Annotated in this window: 15 protein-coding genes; 4 read left to right on the top strand and 11 right to left on the bottom strand. The window is 45.8% G+C overall.

Going from position 1 to position 16,052, the window contains the following annotated elements:
• Positions 1 to 238: 238 nt before the first annotated feature.
• Positions 239 to 868, top strand: coding sequence for a YfbR-like 5'-deoxynucleotidase (locus MHI01_RS27605; protein ID WP_074095934.1), 630 nt, complete (start codon positions 239 to 241; stop codon positions 866 to 868).
• Here MHI01_RS27605 and MHI01_RS27600 read toward each other — a convergent pair whose 3' ends face one another.
• Together MHI01_RS27600 and MHI01_RS27595 are read right to left on the bottom strand one after the other, a co-directional pair.
• Positions 869 to 1,678: a response regulator transcription factor gene (locus MHI01_RS27600; RefSeq protein ID WP_036668535.1), complete on the bottom strand. Its 810-nt coding sequence runs from the start codon at positions 1,676 to 1,678 to the stop codon at positions 869 to 871.
• Positions 1,679 to 1,682: 4 nt separating this feature from the next.
• A complete protein-coding gene (locus MHI01_RS27595) occupies positions 1,683 to 3,560 on the bottom strand; it encodes a cache domain-containing sensor histidine kinase (protein WP_340984598.1) in 1,878 nt (625 codons plus the stop codon).
• Between the two features lie 180 nt (positions 3,561 to 3,740).
• Between MHI01_RS27595 and MHI01_RS27590 the strand changes: the two genes are divergently transcribed.
• The 3 genes from MHI01_RS27590 to MHI01_RS27580 all read left to right on the top strand — a co-directional run bounded on the left by MHI01_RS27590 (position 3,741) and on the right by MHI01_RS27580 (position 6,841).
• The gene (locus MHI01_RS27590) at positions 3,741 to 5,042 is read left to right on the top strand and encodes an ABC transporter substrate-binding protein (protein WP_340984597.1); all 1,302 of its coding nucleotides are present in this window, start codon (positions 3,741 to 3,743) and stop codon (positions 5,040 to 5,042) included.
• A gap of 100 nt (positions 5,043 to 5,142) precedes the next feature.
• A complete protein-coding gene (locus tag MHI01_RS27585) occupies positions 5,143 to 6,015 on the top strand; it encodes a carbohydrate ABC transporter permease (RefSeq protein ID WP_017687164.1) in 873 nt (290 codons plus the stop codon).
• A 1-nt stretch (position 6,016) separates the two neighbouring features.
• On the top strand, positions 6,017 to 6,841 hold the full coding sequence (locus MHI01_RS27580; protein WP_036668529.1) for a carbohydrate ABC transporter permease: 825 nt from the start codon (positions 6,017 to 6,019) through the stop codon (positions 6,839 to 6,841).
• A gap of 161 nt (positions 6,842 to 7,002) precedes the next feature.
• On the opposite strand, the gene MHI01_RS27575 is transcribed toward MHI01_RS27580, so the two are convergent.
• From MHI01_RS27575 to MHI01_RS27535, 9 genes are read right to left on the bottom strand one after another with little or no spacing between them, the layout of a single operon-like run.
• Positions 7,003 to 8,331, bottom strand: coding sequence for an MFS transporter (locus MHI01_RS27575; RefSeq protein ID WP_074095940.1), 1,329 nt, complete (start codon positions 8,329 to 8,331; stop codon positions 7,003 to 7,005).
• Positions 8,332 to 8,351: 20 nt separating this feature from the next.
• Complete coding sequence (locus MHI01_RS27570; RefSeq protein ID WP_036615194.1) at positions 8,352 to 8,987, bottom strand: TetR/AcrR family transcriptional regulator; 636 nt, start codon at positions 8,985 to 8,987, stop codon at positions 8,352 to 8,354.
• 60 nt (positions 8,988 to 9,047) lie between these two features.
• Positions 9,048 to 9,815, bottom strand: a complete 768-nt coding sequence (locus MHI01_RS27565) for an ABC transporter ATP-binding protein (RefSeq protein ID WP_047843824.1) — start codon at positions 9,813 to 9,815, stop codon at positions 9,048 to 9,050.
• A gap of 12 nt (positions 9,816 to 9,827) precedes the next feature.
• On the bottom strand, positions 9,828 to 12,161 hold the full coding sequence (locus tag MHI01_RS27560) for an ABC transporter permease (RefSeq protein ID WP_339283577.1): 2,334 nt from the start codon (positions 12,159 to 12,161) through the stop codon (positions 9,828 to 9,830).
• A gap of 35 nt (positions 12,162 to 12,196) precedes the next feature.
• Positions 12,197 to 12,937: a thioesterase II family protein gene (locus tag MHI01_RS27555; protein WP_339283579.1), complete on the bottom strand. Its 741-nt coding sequence runs from the start codon at positions 12,935 to 12,937 to the stop codon at positions 12,197 to 12,199.
• Positions 12,938 to 12,962: 25 nt separating this feature from the next.
• Positions 12,963 to 13,847 carry a hypothetical protein gene (locus MHI01_RS27550; RefSeq protein ID WP_017687157.1) on the bottom strand — a complete coding sequence of 295 codons (885 nt, stop codon included), beginning with the start codon at positions 13,845 to 13,847 and terminating at the stop codon, positions 12,963 to 12,965.
• The gene (locus MHI01_RS27545; protein ID WP_017687156.1) at positions 13,844 to 14,107 is read right to left on the bottom strand and encodes an acyl carrier protein; all 264 of its coding nucleotides are present in this window, start codon (positions 14,105 to 14,107) and stop codon (positions 13,844 to 13,846) included. The genes MHI01_RS27550 and MHI01_RS27545 overlap by 4 nt, the downstream gene beginning before the upstream one ends.
• Before the next feature lie 15 nt (positions 14,108 to 14,122).
• Positions 14,123 to 15,202 carry an HAD-IIIC family phosphatase gene (locus MHI01_RS27540; protein ID WP_425607817.1) on the bottom strand — a complete coding sequence of 360 codons (1,080 nt, stop codon included), beginning with the start codon at positions 15,200 to 15,202 and terminating at the stop codon, positions 14,123 to 14,125.
• Positions 15,192 to 16,043 carry a 3-hydroxyacyl-CoA dehydrogenase family protein gene (locus MHI01_RS27535; RefSeq protein WP_339283581.1) on the bottom strand — a complete coding sequence of 284 codons (852 nt, stop codon included), beginning with the start codon at positions 16,041 to 16,043 and terminating at the stop codon, positions 15,192 to 15,194. The genes MHI01_RS27540 and MHI01_RS27535 overlap by 11 nt, the downstream gene beginning before the upstream one ends.
• Positions 16,044 to 16,052 lie beyond the last annotated feature (9 nt).

Here is a 16,052-nt window from a genome sequence, read left to right as displayed (position 1 = left end):
AGCCTAGAGCACAACATCTACACACACTGAAGCCACGATGGATGCCGAACTCACGTTCAGTCACACATCGTGGCTTTTTATTGTTTGTCGATAAACTGCTACTCTCTCGTCCTTCTATAGAGAATTAAAACTTCATTTTACCTTCGTCGCTATCCGCGTTAATCCACAGTTGACATAACTGGCGTATAGTCGAGGGATACTCACACTTATACTCAACCAGCAAAGGATGAACGCTTATATGGGAATTCACACGTACTTCAGGTCACTAAACGATCTTGAACGTATTATTCGTACACCTGGCAAATTCAAATTCGAAGAACATAGCGTATCCGCTCATTCCTGGAAAGTGGTACAGTACGCCAAAACGCTCGCAGATATTGAGGAGCAACATGGAACTACAATAGATTGGAAGAAGTTATACGAAATTACGAGCAGTCATGATTATGGCGAAATCTTCATCGGTGATATTAAAACACCCGTCAAACATTATTCACTGGAACTGCGTTCGATGCTGCAAAAGGTGGAAGAAGGCATGGTTGAACATTTTATTAATGAAAATATTCCTGAAGAGTTCCAGCCTATTTTCCGCAGACAGCTGCGTGAGGGCAAAGACCAATCGGTTGAAGGACTGATTCTCGAAGTCGCAGACAAGATGGATCAAGTATATGAAGCCTTTGCTGAGCTCCAACGTGGCAATACGGAGAAGGAATTTATCGTTATGTACCGTTATGCCTTGGTCAAAATCAAAAATATCGACCTCCACTGTGTGCAGTATTTCTTGGAACAGATTCTCCCCGACATGATCGAAGAAGGTATCCGCTCCCCGTTTGATATTCGCAAAATAACCGAAGAAGCTCTGGCCCAGTAATCAGCTCAAGTCAACATGGTGCTCATCATCCATGGACAGGGCTTTTTTTCGTTCCTGCAATTGCAGTCGGTACTCGCTAGGGTACATGCCCGTTTTGTTTTTGAAGATCCGGCTGAAATAGTGGGAATCACTATACCCTACCGCTCCACCAATAGTCTTGATATCCATATTCTCGTGCGTGACGAGCATGCGTTTTGCTTCATTAATCCGAAGACCTGTCATATATTTTAGCGGAGTCTCACCCGTTACTTTCTTAAAACACTTCCCCAGATAGTCCACACTAAAATGCATCTGTCCCGCCATGTCCTGGAGTGTAATCTCATGCATGTAATTCTGCTTCAAATACAACTTAACGGCCTCTGCGATATCCTCCGGCTTCACCTGCTCATCCAGCACGGCACTGACATGCGCAAGCGAATCCACAGCGCTCCCAAGCTTCAATTCCATCGCATCCAGCAGTGTACGAAGCTGTTCTTCCGATAATGGTTTGAGCAGATAATCCTCCACCTTGTAACTGATCGCCTGCCGTGCATATTCGAATTCATGATAACCACTCAGAATGACAATTTTCACATGCGGATAGGCAAAGTACAGATGTTTGGCGAGTTCCAATCCATTCATTACCGGCATCTGTATATCAGTTACAACCAGATCAGGTACGGAATGTTCAATGAGCTGTAACGCTTCCTGACCGTTCCGCGCTTCACCGATCACCTCGAACCGGGTGTCCAGCTCTCTGAATTTGCGCGAGACATTCCGGCGAATCAGGGCTTCATCTTCCACAATAATCGTTCTATATTTGATTGTCACGGGTTCAGTCATGCTCCTTTCGAATGGAACCACCTATGGTAATCTGGACACCGCCGGAAGGCTTGTTTGTAATCAGCATGTGGGCTGCCGTGCCATACCATAATTTCAATCGGACCCATATATTCTTGAGTCCCATGCCGTTGATTTTGAGATCAGGCATACGCTCCCACTCCTGTGACTGTTCGATGTAATGCATGATCTTGGCAAGTGCTTCGGGTTCCATGCCAGGCCCGTTGTCTTCCACATGGATCTGCCAGGTCTGCTGTACCGCATCCATAGCTCCAGTAATATTCAGTTTCCATGGAGGGGTATCACCCAGTCCATATTTCATGGCATTTTCGAGTAGTGGTTGTACCATCAGCATCGGAACCTGGATATACTTCATCTCTTCCGGAATATGAAACTCGTAGTGTAGATCATCCTCAAACCTAATCTTCATACACTCCAGATATCGCTCACAATAATCCAATTCTTGAGACAGGGGAACCCCATTCTTTCCCGGAGTAGAAATATAACGCAGCATAGACGCAATATTGGCGCAGAACGCGACAATCTGCTCATTCATGCCCTCTTCCGCCATGATGCTAATATTAGTGATGTTGTTATAGAGAAAATGCGGGTTCATCTGGGATTGCAGCGCCAGTAATCTCGCTTCTGTCTCCTGAGATTTCATCGCCAGCCTGTCCTGAAACGATTGCACAAGCTGTTGATTCAACCGGATAAACGTATCATTCAGCTCATCCATCTCCCGAATAGAACCGGGATGCTCCAGCTTGAACAACTGACCGGAATCCTGACCCGATACCAGATCATTCACACCCGTTTTCTGAATAATGCGCTGCAAACGATGTAGCGGCAAAGTAACCCGTTTGGAGATCAGATACGAGAGAACCAGAATCAGCATGAGAGTAGCAAACGTCGCACCGATAAACATCACAGCCATCCGGTTGAGACTCGCGAAAAGGGACTGTTTGGACTGCATGACAATAACGGTCCATCCCGTCTCCTGTGACGTCATGTACGTCATCATCTGTTTGGACTGACTCAAAGGATCGCTAATCTCCTGCATGGTATCAGGCGGAAATGAAAGATTTTGAATCAAGTCCACATCATCGAAATGGCCTGCTTGAGAAGCATCGGCAGCCGAAGAAAGTGGAAACAACCTTGTATTTTGTTCATCCACTACATAGATCCGAAGATCGTCGTTATTTGTCTGCAATTCATTCAAATGCTGAAACAGGGTTCCGGCATCCTGCAAAATCTCAACGACACCCTGGCTGACATAGTTGCCATCTTTGTACACCCGGGTAAGGGAAATGTAGGATTGATCTGATTTTCCCTCACCTGTTGGCATGGGCAAAGCTCCCCCCTCTAACAGTTGAATCACCCGCCAGCCGCTCCGCTCCCAGGTTTCCTTGTACCACGGTCGCTGAGTCAGGTCTACCGACAGTTGACCGTTGAATGCACCCGCTCCCAGCATCTTGCCATTCACATCATAGATATTGGCCTGTTTGGCTGTATTGGAGCTGCTGATGATCGCGAGAATGACATCAATTAGTGTGGTTGTATCCTTATACAATGCCGGATCACTCGTCATTGTCTGCTCACTGTCTTCTGCTGGTGCCAAGTAGTGACTGAAGTGTTCTTTGACCAGATTGGAGTACACAATATTCATGGAAAAGTTGTTCATTTTCACCACTTCCTGATCCAGGTTACTGACGATTGATACCCCCAGTTGTCTCTGCTGTTCTTCACTTCGCTGACGAATGTCACTTGCGAGAAAAACATACAGAAGCCCCGCCACAATCAGCGAAAAGATAATAAATACCGCAGAGTAATAGGCAAACAGACTTTGCTGAAGCGTTCCAAATCGATATCGCAATCCTCAACCACCTCGTCCTATGATGATATCTGTCACACCATTCGAAAATGTCCACCCAACAGAACGCTTTTGTCTATTGAGCACATCCGCTGTTCACAGTAAAGTTATCCACATAAGAATACGCTTACATTAAGCGTTTCGGCAAGTGACAATTTTCTTTATATTCCGGGAGGTTCAATGATGAGAAAACGATTTCTATTTTCGCTTGCAAGTGTGCTCCTGCTCTCCACTCTGCTGCTTGCCGGGTGCAACTCAGGTAAAAGTACGGAAGGTTCGGGTAAGGTGACTCTCACGTTTGGAACAAGTCAATCCGGTATTCCGCGTACAGGCATCATGCAGACGATGGCCAAGGAATATGAGCAGGAGACGGGTGTCAAAATTGACTTCCAGGTCGTACCTGACGCACAGTGGCGTGACCTGATCAAGGTGAAGCTGGCCTCTGGCGAAGCACCTGACATTTTCAATGTCGATGTGGACCCATTGAGCATGCCGGCTAACGTAAGACCGGAGGAAAATGCCATTGACTTGACCAATGAGGAATTCACAGGTCGGATGTCTGAAGAGATTTTGCCAACCGTCAGTCACACTGACAAGGTGTACGGGGTTTCTTTTGCGCCAACAAAAATCTGGTATGTGTACTATAACAAACGTATCTTCCAAGAGCTCGGCATAGAGCCTCCTACATCCTATGCAGAATTCAAGGCGATCAGCCAGAAAATAAAGGATAAAGACATTATTCCATTCTTTCAAGCACCTGCCAGCGGGTGGTATCAGGTTCTGCCTTTGTTCGAAACAGGGCCTAACTATGAGCAAACAACAGCGGGAACCTACGAGAAATTAAACAACAATGAGATGAAAGTCGCAGATATGACGCAACTCAAGACGGTCATTGAACAGTTGAAAGAATTTGCGGATCTCGGTTATTTCGGCAAAGACTTCTTGTCCAATACGGTAGAAGCGGGCATTGAAGCGTTTGGTCAGGAGAAAGCGGCTATGCTGCTGCGGGTTCCAGGGACGGAAAAGGAAGTGTCCGAAGCGTATCCGGAAATGGAAGACAATATGGGATTCTTCGTCATGCCATGGGGAGATAATCAGACGATTGGTGTGAATCCGGGCGGATCGGCTGCGATGTTTGGTAACAAAAACAGTAAACATCCCGAAGAAGTGCTGAAATTCTTCCGCTGGATTACCGAGCATGATCATCTGCAACGTGTGTTCGATGAAGGTGAAGGTAACCTGACGATCTGCTGGCCGGAAATCGAACCGAAGCTGACACAGGACTATATTGATTATGAGAAAAATCATGAAAAAGGTACGGTTATGCAGGCCGCTGTAAAATACATTGATCCACAATGGATGGATATTGGCAAGGACTTATCAGGTATGTTCGCCGGAGCCATGACACCGGATCAGATTCTGCAAAATATTGATAAACGCCGGGCTGAACAAGCCAAAGTGTTGAAGGATGAAGCGTGGCAATAATAGCGCATATTTCAGATAAATATAAACGCTGAACAGCGTTACATGCAGCGGGCGTTTGCCCGCTCATGTATTTTGGCAGGAAGGAAAGGTGTTACGGATTATGAATGCAAACAAAATCTATCCCTGGTATTTCTCATCTGGAGCAATTGTGTTATATCTGCTGTTCATCGTTGCTCCCGCCCTGCTGGGCATCTATTATTCCTTCACTGACTGGAACAGTTATAGTTCGGAGAAGAACTTTATCGGTCTGGAGCATTTCCGTACCATTCTCGCGGGTGATCCGACCTATCTGCTTTTTATCAAAAACACAGTCTTGTTCACCCTCGTTACATCCATCGCCAAGACGGTTCTGGGCTTGTTCCTGGCTCTACTGTTGGTCAGCGGTGTAAAGGCCGCCAATCTGCACCGGATGATCATTTTCTCCCCGCAGGTGCTGTCGTTCCTGATTGTTGGGCTTGTGTTCAAAAGTCTGCTTGACCCCAACAACGGGTTCGTTAACGTAACCCTGCGTTCCATGGGACTGGACGTTCTCGCACAGAATTGGCTGGGCTCCCTGACCTGGGCCATGCCATCCATTATGGCAGTGGATACGTGGAAAGGCATGGGATACATCATGGTGCTGTTCATCGCCGGACTGCTCGCGATTCCACGTGATTATTACGAAGCGGCATCCATTGATGGCGCCGGATTCGGGCAGAAGTTGTTCCGTATCACCATTCCGATGCTGATGCCTACCATTACCATCGCCACGGTACTTAATATTACATACGGGCTGAGAGTATTCGATGCCGTATACGTGTTAACCAATGGTGGCCCCGGTAACGCGACAGATGTCATTAACACGGCGGTCTATTCCTCTTTTGCCAAAGGATATTGGGGACTCGGAAGTGCACTATCCACCATCCTGTTTGTCATCATGGCGATCATCTCCTTTTTCATCATTCGTTTGATGAACCGAAAGGTGGAATACTGACATGCGATTGAGAAAAAGATTGGCTTCGATCGGGTTAAATGCTCTCGCCTGGCTGCTTAGCCTGGTGGTCTTGATTCCTTTTGTCGTCATTGTACTGAATTCATTCAAGTCGGACGCCGAGGCCAAAGTGCTTAAACTGACGCTGCCCGAGAAGTTTATTTTCGAAAATTACAAAATTGTCTATGAACAGGGACATTTGGGCGGTTCCTTTTTCAACAGTCTGCTACATTCTGGGGCTTCTTCTCTGCTACTGGTGTTTGTTGTGGCCTTCTCGGCCTTCACGTTATCCCGCAACCATTCGAGGCTCAGCAAGTTTCTGTACTTCTTCCTGATTCTTGGTATCACCCTACCGCTCAACTACATTCCGCTGATGGAAGTCATGAAGTCGATGGGTATGATTAATTCACATGTCGGCATGATTCTGCTCTATACGGCTATGGGTATTCCAATCTCGCTGTTCATTACATATGCGTTTGTGTCTAACATCCCGAAGGAGCTGGATGAAGCCGCGATCATGGACGGATGTAATGGGATCAAACTGTTTCTGAGAATCATTGTACCTTTGTTAACCTCGGTGCTGGTAACGGTATTTGTTCTTAATTTCCTGAGTGTCTGGAATGAGTTTACTGCCCCACTCTATATGCTGAATACAGTGGAGATGTGGCCGATGACGCTGGCTGTATATAACTTCTTTGGACAATTCAGTGCCCAGTGGAATCTGGTCAGTGCCGATATCGTGCTCACGTCATTGCCTGTGTTGATTGTGTTCCTCATTGGGCAAAAGTATATTGTAGGAGGACTAACTTCAGGGGCGGTTAAAGGGTAAGCTCCACCGACAATCCAAATACACAAACACTCTTGTCTAAGTACATCTTCTGACTCCTCAGCACAAAAAAGCCCTTGTCTGCTCATCGTGTGAATAACTTCTTCGTACAGAAGAAGTATCACACGCTGCTGCGGACAAGGGCTTACGCTGTTGGATTCGAATTAATCGTGCGCCAACCCGCCAACATCGGATGGAGCCGCTATATCTGGGCTCTGCTCCAGAGATTTGATCATTTTCAAACGGGATGTGATTATTGCGATCAGAATAACAAACAGACCCGCGATGATAAACAGAAAGGCAATACCTCTGCCTGGCCCAGTTCCAATAATTTGACCAACAGACGAAGCCAGTGCTCCCCCCTCCATCAGTAACGGATTAAACACATGGTCGGCCAGAAAACCAGCCAAACTGTACGCGATAATAAACCCGAGTTGTGACAGAATACCAATGATTCCCCATACCCTGCCCTGCTTATCGTTGGCGATATTGTTTCGCACCAGTACATCTGCGCTCATATTGACAAACGGCAGTGATGACAGGAACAGAAAACCTGCGAAGATAATAAAATAAATGTTGGTGGATATGCCCAGAAGTGAAAAGGACAAACCGCACAAAATCAGACCCATCACAAGCACACTTGCGTATCTCTTTGTTATTGTAAATATGCCGATGCACAAGCTGCTAATCAGCATGCCGATGGCACTAACAGACTGAAACGTTCCAAGTGTCTTGGCATCCGTGAATGACAGAAGCATCGGACCAATGAGTGTCTCCAGGAATCCCAGATAAAAGGTGACAAGTGAAATAATCACCACCAGCAACAGTACTCCCTTGTTGGTTACAACTTCTCTCCAGCCCTCTTGAATATCGGTGATCCAGTTTTTTCCTTCTCGATCCTCTCGCTCCACCTTCATGCTCTTCCGAATAACCAGCACAGCCAGAATGGCAACCAGGAATGTCAGAATATTAATGACCAGAATGACTTCAATGGTTGTTATACTAAGCAGAATGCCCGCAATGATCGGTGAAAACAGAAACTTCGAGGATTCAGCCAGTTGTACAAGACCGCTTCCTTTCGAGAATTGTTCCTTATCCAGCAGGTCCGTAGCAGAGGCCTTATATGCCGGGCTCTGCAACGCGGAGAACACGGAACTAAAGGCTACTCCCACGTAGATATGCCATAATTGGATATCACCTGTGAGCATAATGGACAGAATGAAAATCAAACCGGCTGCCGACCCCAGGTCGCCGATAATCATCATCGTTCGACGGTCGAATCGGTCTGCCAGTACCCCTCCAATAGGTCGAAGCAGGATATTCGGCAGAAACGTGAATAAGGTAATCAATGCAACACTTGTTGCCGTATTCGTTTTTTCGAAGGCATACACCCCCAGGGAGAAGGCAGTAAGTCCAATCCCAATCATGGAGATGAGCTGACCGAACCATACGACCAGAAACTTTTTAAATGATTTTTGAACGGTATGTTCCATGGATGATACTCCTTTCTCGGCTAACCTTGATTCGGAAAATAGAGACGAGTGACGTAGGCGAAGCTTCCTTGTTCTGCTCCCAGCACACGTTCCATAATATGTGTGAATGCTTCAACCTTTTTTTGGAGTTCTTCCTCCTCCCATTGAAAGATGCCTCGATCCAGCAAAAATTGTGACGATACGAGCAGGAATTCGATGGATTCCTTTGGGTTAGGTGTATGAAATACCCCCTCCTGAATGCCCTGCTCTACCACCTCGGCCAAGATGGGACTTAATCGAATTACCGTCTCAACAAGACTCTTTTGGTGCATCTCCACATTATGAACACTGTGCAATTGCTCGATGAGATCATGTTTTCTGCCGTCAGGCTGATTCTGCGCCATCATGATGCGAAAAATTTTGTCATGGGCATTCAGTTTGGGATCGGACACCACGTGCCTGGCCGATGCCTCCCCGCTCAGAATAAAACGCATGACGATGGCGTTCATGACCTCTTCCTTGGACTGAAAATAATAATAAAATGTACCCTTGGCAATGTTGCACGCCTGAAGGATATCCATGACCGTAGCTTTGGTGTACCCTTTTGTTATGAACAGAATCTCGGCGGCATCCAAAATCTCGTTCCTGCGTTCTTCCGGGTTTTTTATCAGTCTCATATCCTGGCCTCCGATACGTTCGACCGACTGTCGGTCTATTGTAGTCATGGAGTTCTTTTTTTAGAACCCCATTTCAGTCAACCATTGCGCCAAATGGCTTTCCCTTGTTTTCAGATCCTGACGCTCTCTTGCATATTTTCCAATATTTCTGTCTGCAACCAGCTTACCGTCCATCATAAACAGTACACGTTCCGATCTGGCAGCGACTTTCACATCATGGGTCACCAGCAGAATGGTTGTTCCCGTTGCATTAATATCGCCCAGAATGTCCATGATCTCATACGTTGATTTGGAATTCAGCGCCCCCGTTGGTTCATCGCCGAATAAAATATCTGGATTATTGATCAGCGCACGGCAGATGGCAATCCGTTGAAGCTGTCCGCCTGAGGCTTGGGTGATGTTATGCCCAGCCAACTCATCAATCCCCATTTTTTTCATTAATGACATTGCCCGTGTATTAATCGTTTCTCTGCTGCTATTCTTGGCCAGATACGCGGAAAGTACGATATTGTCTAATAGATTCAGATTCTTGAGCAGATGAATATTTTGAAAGATGAATCCCATCTTGGTCAAACGTAGACTTGCCAGATCCCTCTCCTCAAATGCCGATATTTTTTTGCCATTAAAATAGACACTTCCAGCACTAATCTGATCCATACCACTTATGTTGTACAGTAAGGTAGACTTGCCTGAGCCAGATGGCCCCATGATGGAAACAAATTCTCCCTTTTTTAATTGAAGGTTGATATCTTTTAAGATGTTATGTTCTTCATTCTCGCCGATCGCTACGGATTTATTCACGTCTTTAGCCTCAAGTATAGTTGTCATCGTTGATCCTCCCTATTCGACAATCATTTTGGATATGCTTGTTTCCTTGATCGATTGGATGCTAATCCATGCTGTTAGTACAATCGTGCCTGCAAGTAACAATGGACACAAAATATATGCCTGTAACGGGTTAACAACAAAGACAATATTGGAAGCACCAAACGTCGACATAATGGCACTAACCAGCAACGGACCCAACGTATTGGACAATATCGTTCCAGTAACAACCCCTAAGATTAATATGACAAGTGACATCACGACATACTTGAACTTGATTTTAGACAAGGCAAACCCAAGGCTTCTTAGTACAGCAATGTCGTTGTTGTCCTTGGCTACTAACATCTGAAGGAACAGTGCTGTAATTAAAATAGATATGAAGACACCGATGACCAAGGCCAGCATCGTCACCATTTTCAATTGTTGGATGGTTCCGCCTAACGTCTGATCCAGATAACCTTGAAGATCGGTTACTTTGGCTGGCGAGAAAGCCGTCTCATATTCAGCAATTTTGGTAGCCATGTCCCCGCGATTATTCAGATCCAAACTGACCACATACCACAACACACTATCCTTGTTGTAAGGTAATAAGGCCTTCGCCGTTTTCCCACCATTCGTAACGTCCTGGTATATTCCGCTGACCGTCATTATCTGGTCCTTGCCATTAACCAGCAAGGTAAGTTGCTCACCAGTCTTCAGGCGCAGCTCGCTACTGTTGGCATCAGATAACGCAATTTCATTCTCGGTTGTTGGCGCATTACCGCTAACATAAGACAATGGGAAAATACTGAAATCTCCAGTTTCTACACTCAGATTGTCGTAACTTCCTTCCGCATTTTTAATCTTGAACTGGCTTGTTACCAATGGGGAATACGTTTTGATGTCTTTATCATTTTGGATCTGGGTAACCAGATTGTCATAACGCTGCTCTACATCGTCTGTGTGCCTCAAGTCAATGCGAATATCACTTTGTCCAACACCCATATAAGAAATAAAACTTGGCGCCTGCAAAGTGTTCAGGAAGTTGACCGGCACAATCATGATAAATGAACTGACTACAAAGACAAATAACAATAATCGGAACATCTTGATTCGCTGTATCACTTCCTTCAGACCAAGAAAGACAGGTACGGAAGACCAGCGATTGCGGGACAAACTAAGCCGGTTTCGAATGATCTGTGTATCTCCCAGGCTCCCGGTACGGAGAGCATCCACCGCGGAGATGGAACGAAAACGCCGCAGTACTGTTCGACAAAACAGAACAACCATGGCAAATATTATTCCAGCGGCTAATAACGGAATCGCGAAATGCAACAGGGTTGCAGGTGCTTTTCCCATATACAACATGATGTTAGAAACAAATAATCTGTTAACGCCAAGTGATGCAATGTAACCAAGCACGGATGCAAATCCCGCCATAAATACATACTTCATCAGATACAGTCTCTTAATATCCTTCTCTGCAATCCCTATCGCTTTCATGACACTAATCTCACGATAATCCTCTTCGATGGTCGCAAGCATCGTGAATCGGATGCAAAGCATTGCAATCAGAATCAGCACAAGACTGACCAGAATAATAACGGCTGCAATAACTCCGTCGGTCATCGCATTCAGTACCTGGAACAGCCCATAGGTTACGACTGGACCCGCGTTAGGAAGTCCGGCATTTTGGTAAGCCTGGGTAAATTCACTTGTCAGTCCGGGATCCGTCAACCGGAATTCAATGAGGTACTCCATCTCTCCGATGCTCTGCTTCAGTTCCTGCAAATTCCCTGCACTCACAATAAAACGTTTGGAGTGCACAACCGATGGATTCATCTGAGCATCACGGACAAAATCAACGATGGTATAAGAACGCTCAAATTGACCATTATCGATCCGAACCTGGTCGCCCACGCTCAATTTTTTTTGTTGCATGTAATATACCGGAACCGCGATCTCGCCATCGTTCACCTGAATAATCTCACTGTCCAGATTCAACAAATAGTCGAAACCCTGATTCTGTGTAACAAAGTCAATGTCCATAACGCTGTTCTTTTCGGACTCTGCTCCGAGAAACAGATTAGAGCCGTCAATGTTGACCATTTCCACAATCTGATGCTGCTGGACCATAGCATTTTCTTCAGCCCATGTGTTCACTTTGACCTGATCGAGTTCTCCGGCATGCATTTGCACAAAGTGTGGTGTTTTGGATTCAGAAAATAGATATTGGATGGAACTCGTCAGTTCCATAATCATTCGTGACCCCGAAGATACCAGCAAGGCGGCCAGCAGTACAAAAATAAACAACGCAGCCGTAATCCCTTTTTTTCTCGTTATATCGTTTCTCAGCATTCGTAGCAGCATAAACGAACATGGCTCCTCTCATCTACAAGTTGTTCCTATTTATCTGGAGTCATAAAGCTTGTCAGACAATGCGCCACCGTTGAAGGTTGATGCATCATGAACATGTGAGCACCCTCTTTGATGGTTTGAAGCTTCATGGATGTGCCAAAATATCGGCCCCATCTCAACGCTGATTGAAGGGTAACAGTACGATCCCGTTCTCCCCACAGATACAATACCGGCAATGAGAGCGGCTCATATTCAAGCGTTGCTGCAGATTCCAGCATCTTGAAATCCGCCCGGATGACGGGCAGAAAATAATTCAATAATTCTTTTTCATGTATCAGTTCTTGCGGGAGAGCTTCATAGGAAAACAGATGATTAATCAGATTTTCGTCTGACATCCGATCATAATTCTGCATCCCGCATTCGTCAGGCGTGTTGCAGGCAGATAACACAAGCCGTAACGTTTTAGCTACATCTGGACGTTCCTGACATAAGCGTTGCGCAACGAAGTAGGCTGTAATCCCTCCCAGACTATGTCCAAATAACAGACTGCCGGGCTGTATAACATCCAGCAGCTTGCTGGTATACAGTTCTACGAGTTGCTGCATATGCTCCAGGGGTGTTTCGGTGTTCAGACCATGACCCGGGGGCGTAAACGCCCAAATTTCCGTGTCAGGAAGGTACGGCACTAGGGGCTGAAAACTGTTGGAGGTGCCACCGAGATAAGGAAAACAGACCATTTGTCTGTTTCCCTCCCCCTTTTGTAGTTGCTCCAAATAAATCGGTTCCATCACTTATCCACCACCATAACCAGGCTTACTTTCTTTCCAGAACATATGCAGGGAATGTCTGAAGTGAAGTATCCACATTTTTACGCTTGAAGATGACATGTATGACAATAGCCGATATTGCAAAAAAGAAAAATTGCATAATTTGAACTTGCGGATTAAAGTAGTACAAATCAATTTGACTTCCTGTAGCTACAAGCCAGAATGCAAGCAGATAAAACAGAAGTGTACCTTTGGTTGCATTGAAGATATAACTTTGGAACACGATAAATGCCATAAGCTGAACAACGTAGTATATGTAAGTGGTTGAGGTGCCAAAAGAGGAAATCAAGTATCCCGGAAGCACCCATAATCCGAACAACAGGCCGGTAATCAGACCACTTGTTATATTATTTTTTAACTTCCCTTGCAAGAATGGAAGCAAAAATCCGATCCAGCCAAACAGCCCACCAATCAGCCCCGTCTCCTTGATCAGATTCACAATTCCCAACCAGATCATTTCAGGTACACTATATGTCAGCTCAGGGACCGGTATGCCGAATAACAAGGAACCAAAGTGCATTGTTGATGCAAAGATGATGGAAATTCCAATAATGAGCGGTATCCAGAACAGGTCCTGTCTGCGCGGAACCAGCTTCATAAACATTCCTTTTAATGCTTCCTTTCCGCCCATCACATAACATGTAATTAATCCGGCAATGGAAGGTGAATACAGAGCAACGATCGCAAGTGGATGCATCAAGGTTAACTCACCTGTTATGGGTACAATAAAATCCGCAAAGAACATGAACAAACTTGCGATTCCATAACATGTGCCAAAGGAAATTCCCAAAAACAAATACATATATTTGTTGGACGGGCTGGTTGCCGGACTTGTGACTGGACGAATGGATGCCTGATTAGCTGTAATCATAGTGCCGCCTCCTTCTCAGTCAACTTTCTCTCAATAAGATCATGCAAACGGTTAATCGTGCAGAAATTAGCCAAATCCAGATCTTCATTTGCTATCTCAATCTGGAATCTACGCTCTACAAAGTCCACCAAACGCATCGCAAAGAGCGAATTGACGAACCGTTGCTCAAAATAATTGTCATTATCATTAATTTGAGTGTCCTCATGATCCATGGTGAGGTTGTTCCCGATAAACTCCCGAATTTCCTGACGATAATCCACTGCCCTTCCCCCTTGTTATTGATGTTGCCCCTCGGGCACTAAAACCTCAATGTAGTCTGGAAACTCTACAGCCTGCTGTAAATCATGATAAAACAGTACTCTTCCTTCCTGATCTGCAGATTGCTGCTTGAAACCGGCAAAGCGATAGCTGATATTCATCATCCGGTTCCTTCCGGTATCCCTGAAGTCCGCAAGCATCTGTTTGCCCTGCTTCTGAGCTTCACGCATGATATACGTTAGCAGTACACTCCCTGCTCCTCTGGACATCACTCTGCAAGACATCAGAAGCATGTTTAGCCGCCATACTTTCTGCTGCATGTGAATAAGTGCAAGCCCAATTTTGCCATACGTCCCGTATTTGTCTTCGAGTTCACACACCAATAACATATGGTCCTGCGAGGTCATCAGTTGATGCAGCTCCTCGTAACTGTAGGTAATTCCCGTTGCATTTAGTTGATTGGTGCGAACGGTAAGTTCCTCTGCACGTTGAAGATCATCCTCAGTAGCCTCGTAGATGGAAAATTTCATGCCGAGCGTAGCCAGAAATTGTTCTGAAGGTCCTTCATACTGTTCTTCAGCCTGTTTACGGAGCGTATCCGCCTGATACATCTGCCTTCTGCACGCAGAGTCGGCTGTAATGAATCGGGGCATCAGCCTTGGGTCATCAAGCATGGTTTCATATTGATCCGCATGAAGTACCTGGATGTCAGCATGTACACTTTGCACTTCTTCCAGTTCAAAAGGTTGATCATCCACAAACAGAATGGCATCCATGCCGATATTAATGTTCTGCTGAATCCGCTGAACAGAGACGGACTTCGCATCCCAATGGATTTCGGGATACAGAAAATATTCGGCGATGCCCAGTTCGTTTAGTTTCGCCCAAGCTAGCTCTGCATCATTTTTACTGGCAACAGAGTGCAAAATACCTCGCTGGTCCAGTTTTTCAATCACCTCCTTTAAGCCCAGCTTCAGTTGCACATCTGCAGATTCAAGCAAAACCCCATCCCATATGGTGTGGTCCAGATCCCAAACAATACACTTGATATCCTTGAGCTTTTCCATGGTCATGCCACCCTTCATCTTAGTAGGCATAGAATCCTTGACCCGTCTTCCGCCCCCACTGTCCTGCATCAACCATTTTCTGCAACATCGGACAGCATCGGAATTTGGGGTCCTGATAGCTGTCGTACAATACTTTCAATGAAAGCACGACCGTATCCAGACCAATCAGATCCGCCGTCTCCAGCGGCCCCATCTGATAATTGAAGCCCTTCTTCATAATGGCGTCCACCTGCTCGGGTGTAGCGATTCCATCCTGTACAATGTACGCCGCTTCATTCATTAACAAGTGCGAGAGGCGATTAGAGACAAACCCGGGCAGATCCTCTATGACAACTGGACTTTTATCAAGAGTTTCCAAAAACGCTACCATCTCATGTTCCGTACCCTGTGTTGTATGATGTCCTTTGATCACCTCCACCATGGATTTAACGGGAACCGGATTCATCAGATGCACCCCAATGACTCGACCTGGGTCAGGCAAAAATGAAGCGAGCTTTGTCACGGAAATACAGCTTGTATTTAGCGCAAATAAAGCATCCGGACGAACCTTGTGGTATAGTCGTGCGTAAACTTCCTTTTTCAACTCCAGGTTTTCGGTTACATTTTCAATAATGATACTTGCCTCTTCCACCCCTTCATCTTGTGTCTGGAACGAGATTCGTTCCATGATCTGATCCAGGGGCACCTGACCGTACCCTTGCTTCAGAAAGCAAGCTGAACGATATTCACGACGTATAACATCAGGGGCGTGTTCGATGACCGACGCCGAAATATCCTGCAAAATTACACGATAACCAGCCCTCGCGACATCCAGTGCTGTGGCGCATCCCATCACCCCTGCGCCAATGATTGCAATGAGTCGATTATGCATACCTAATCA

The sequence above is a fragment of the Paenibacillus sp. FSL M7-0656 genome, assembly GCF_038003225.1.
Classification (GTDB): domain Bacteria; phylum Bacillota; class Bacilli; order Paenibacillales; family Paenibacillaceae; genus Paenibacillus; species Paenibacillus amylolyticus.
Note: the sequence above shows the minus strand (reverse complement) of the source record. Positions and strands in the feature narration are given on the sequence as shown.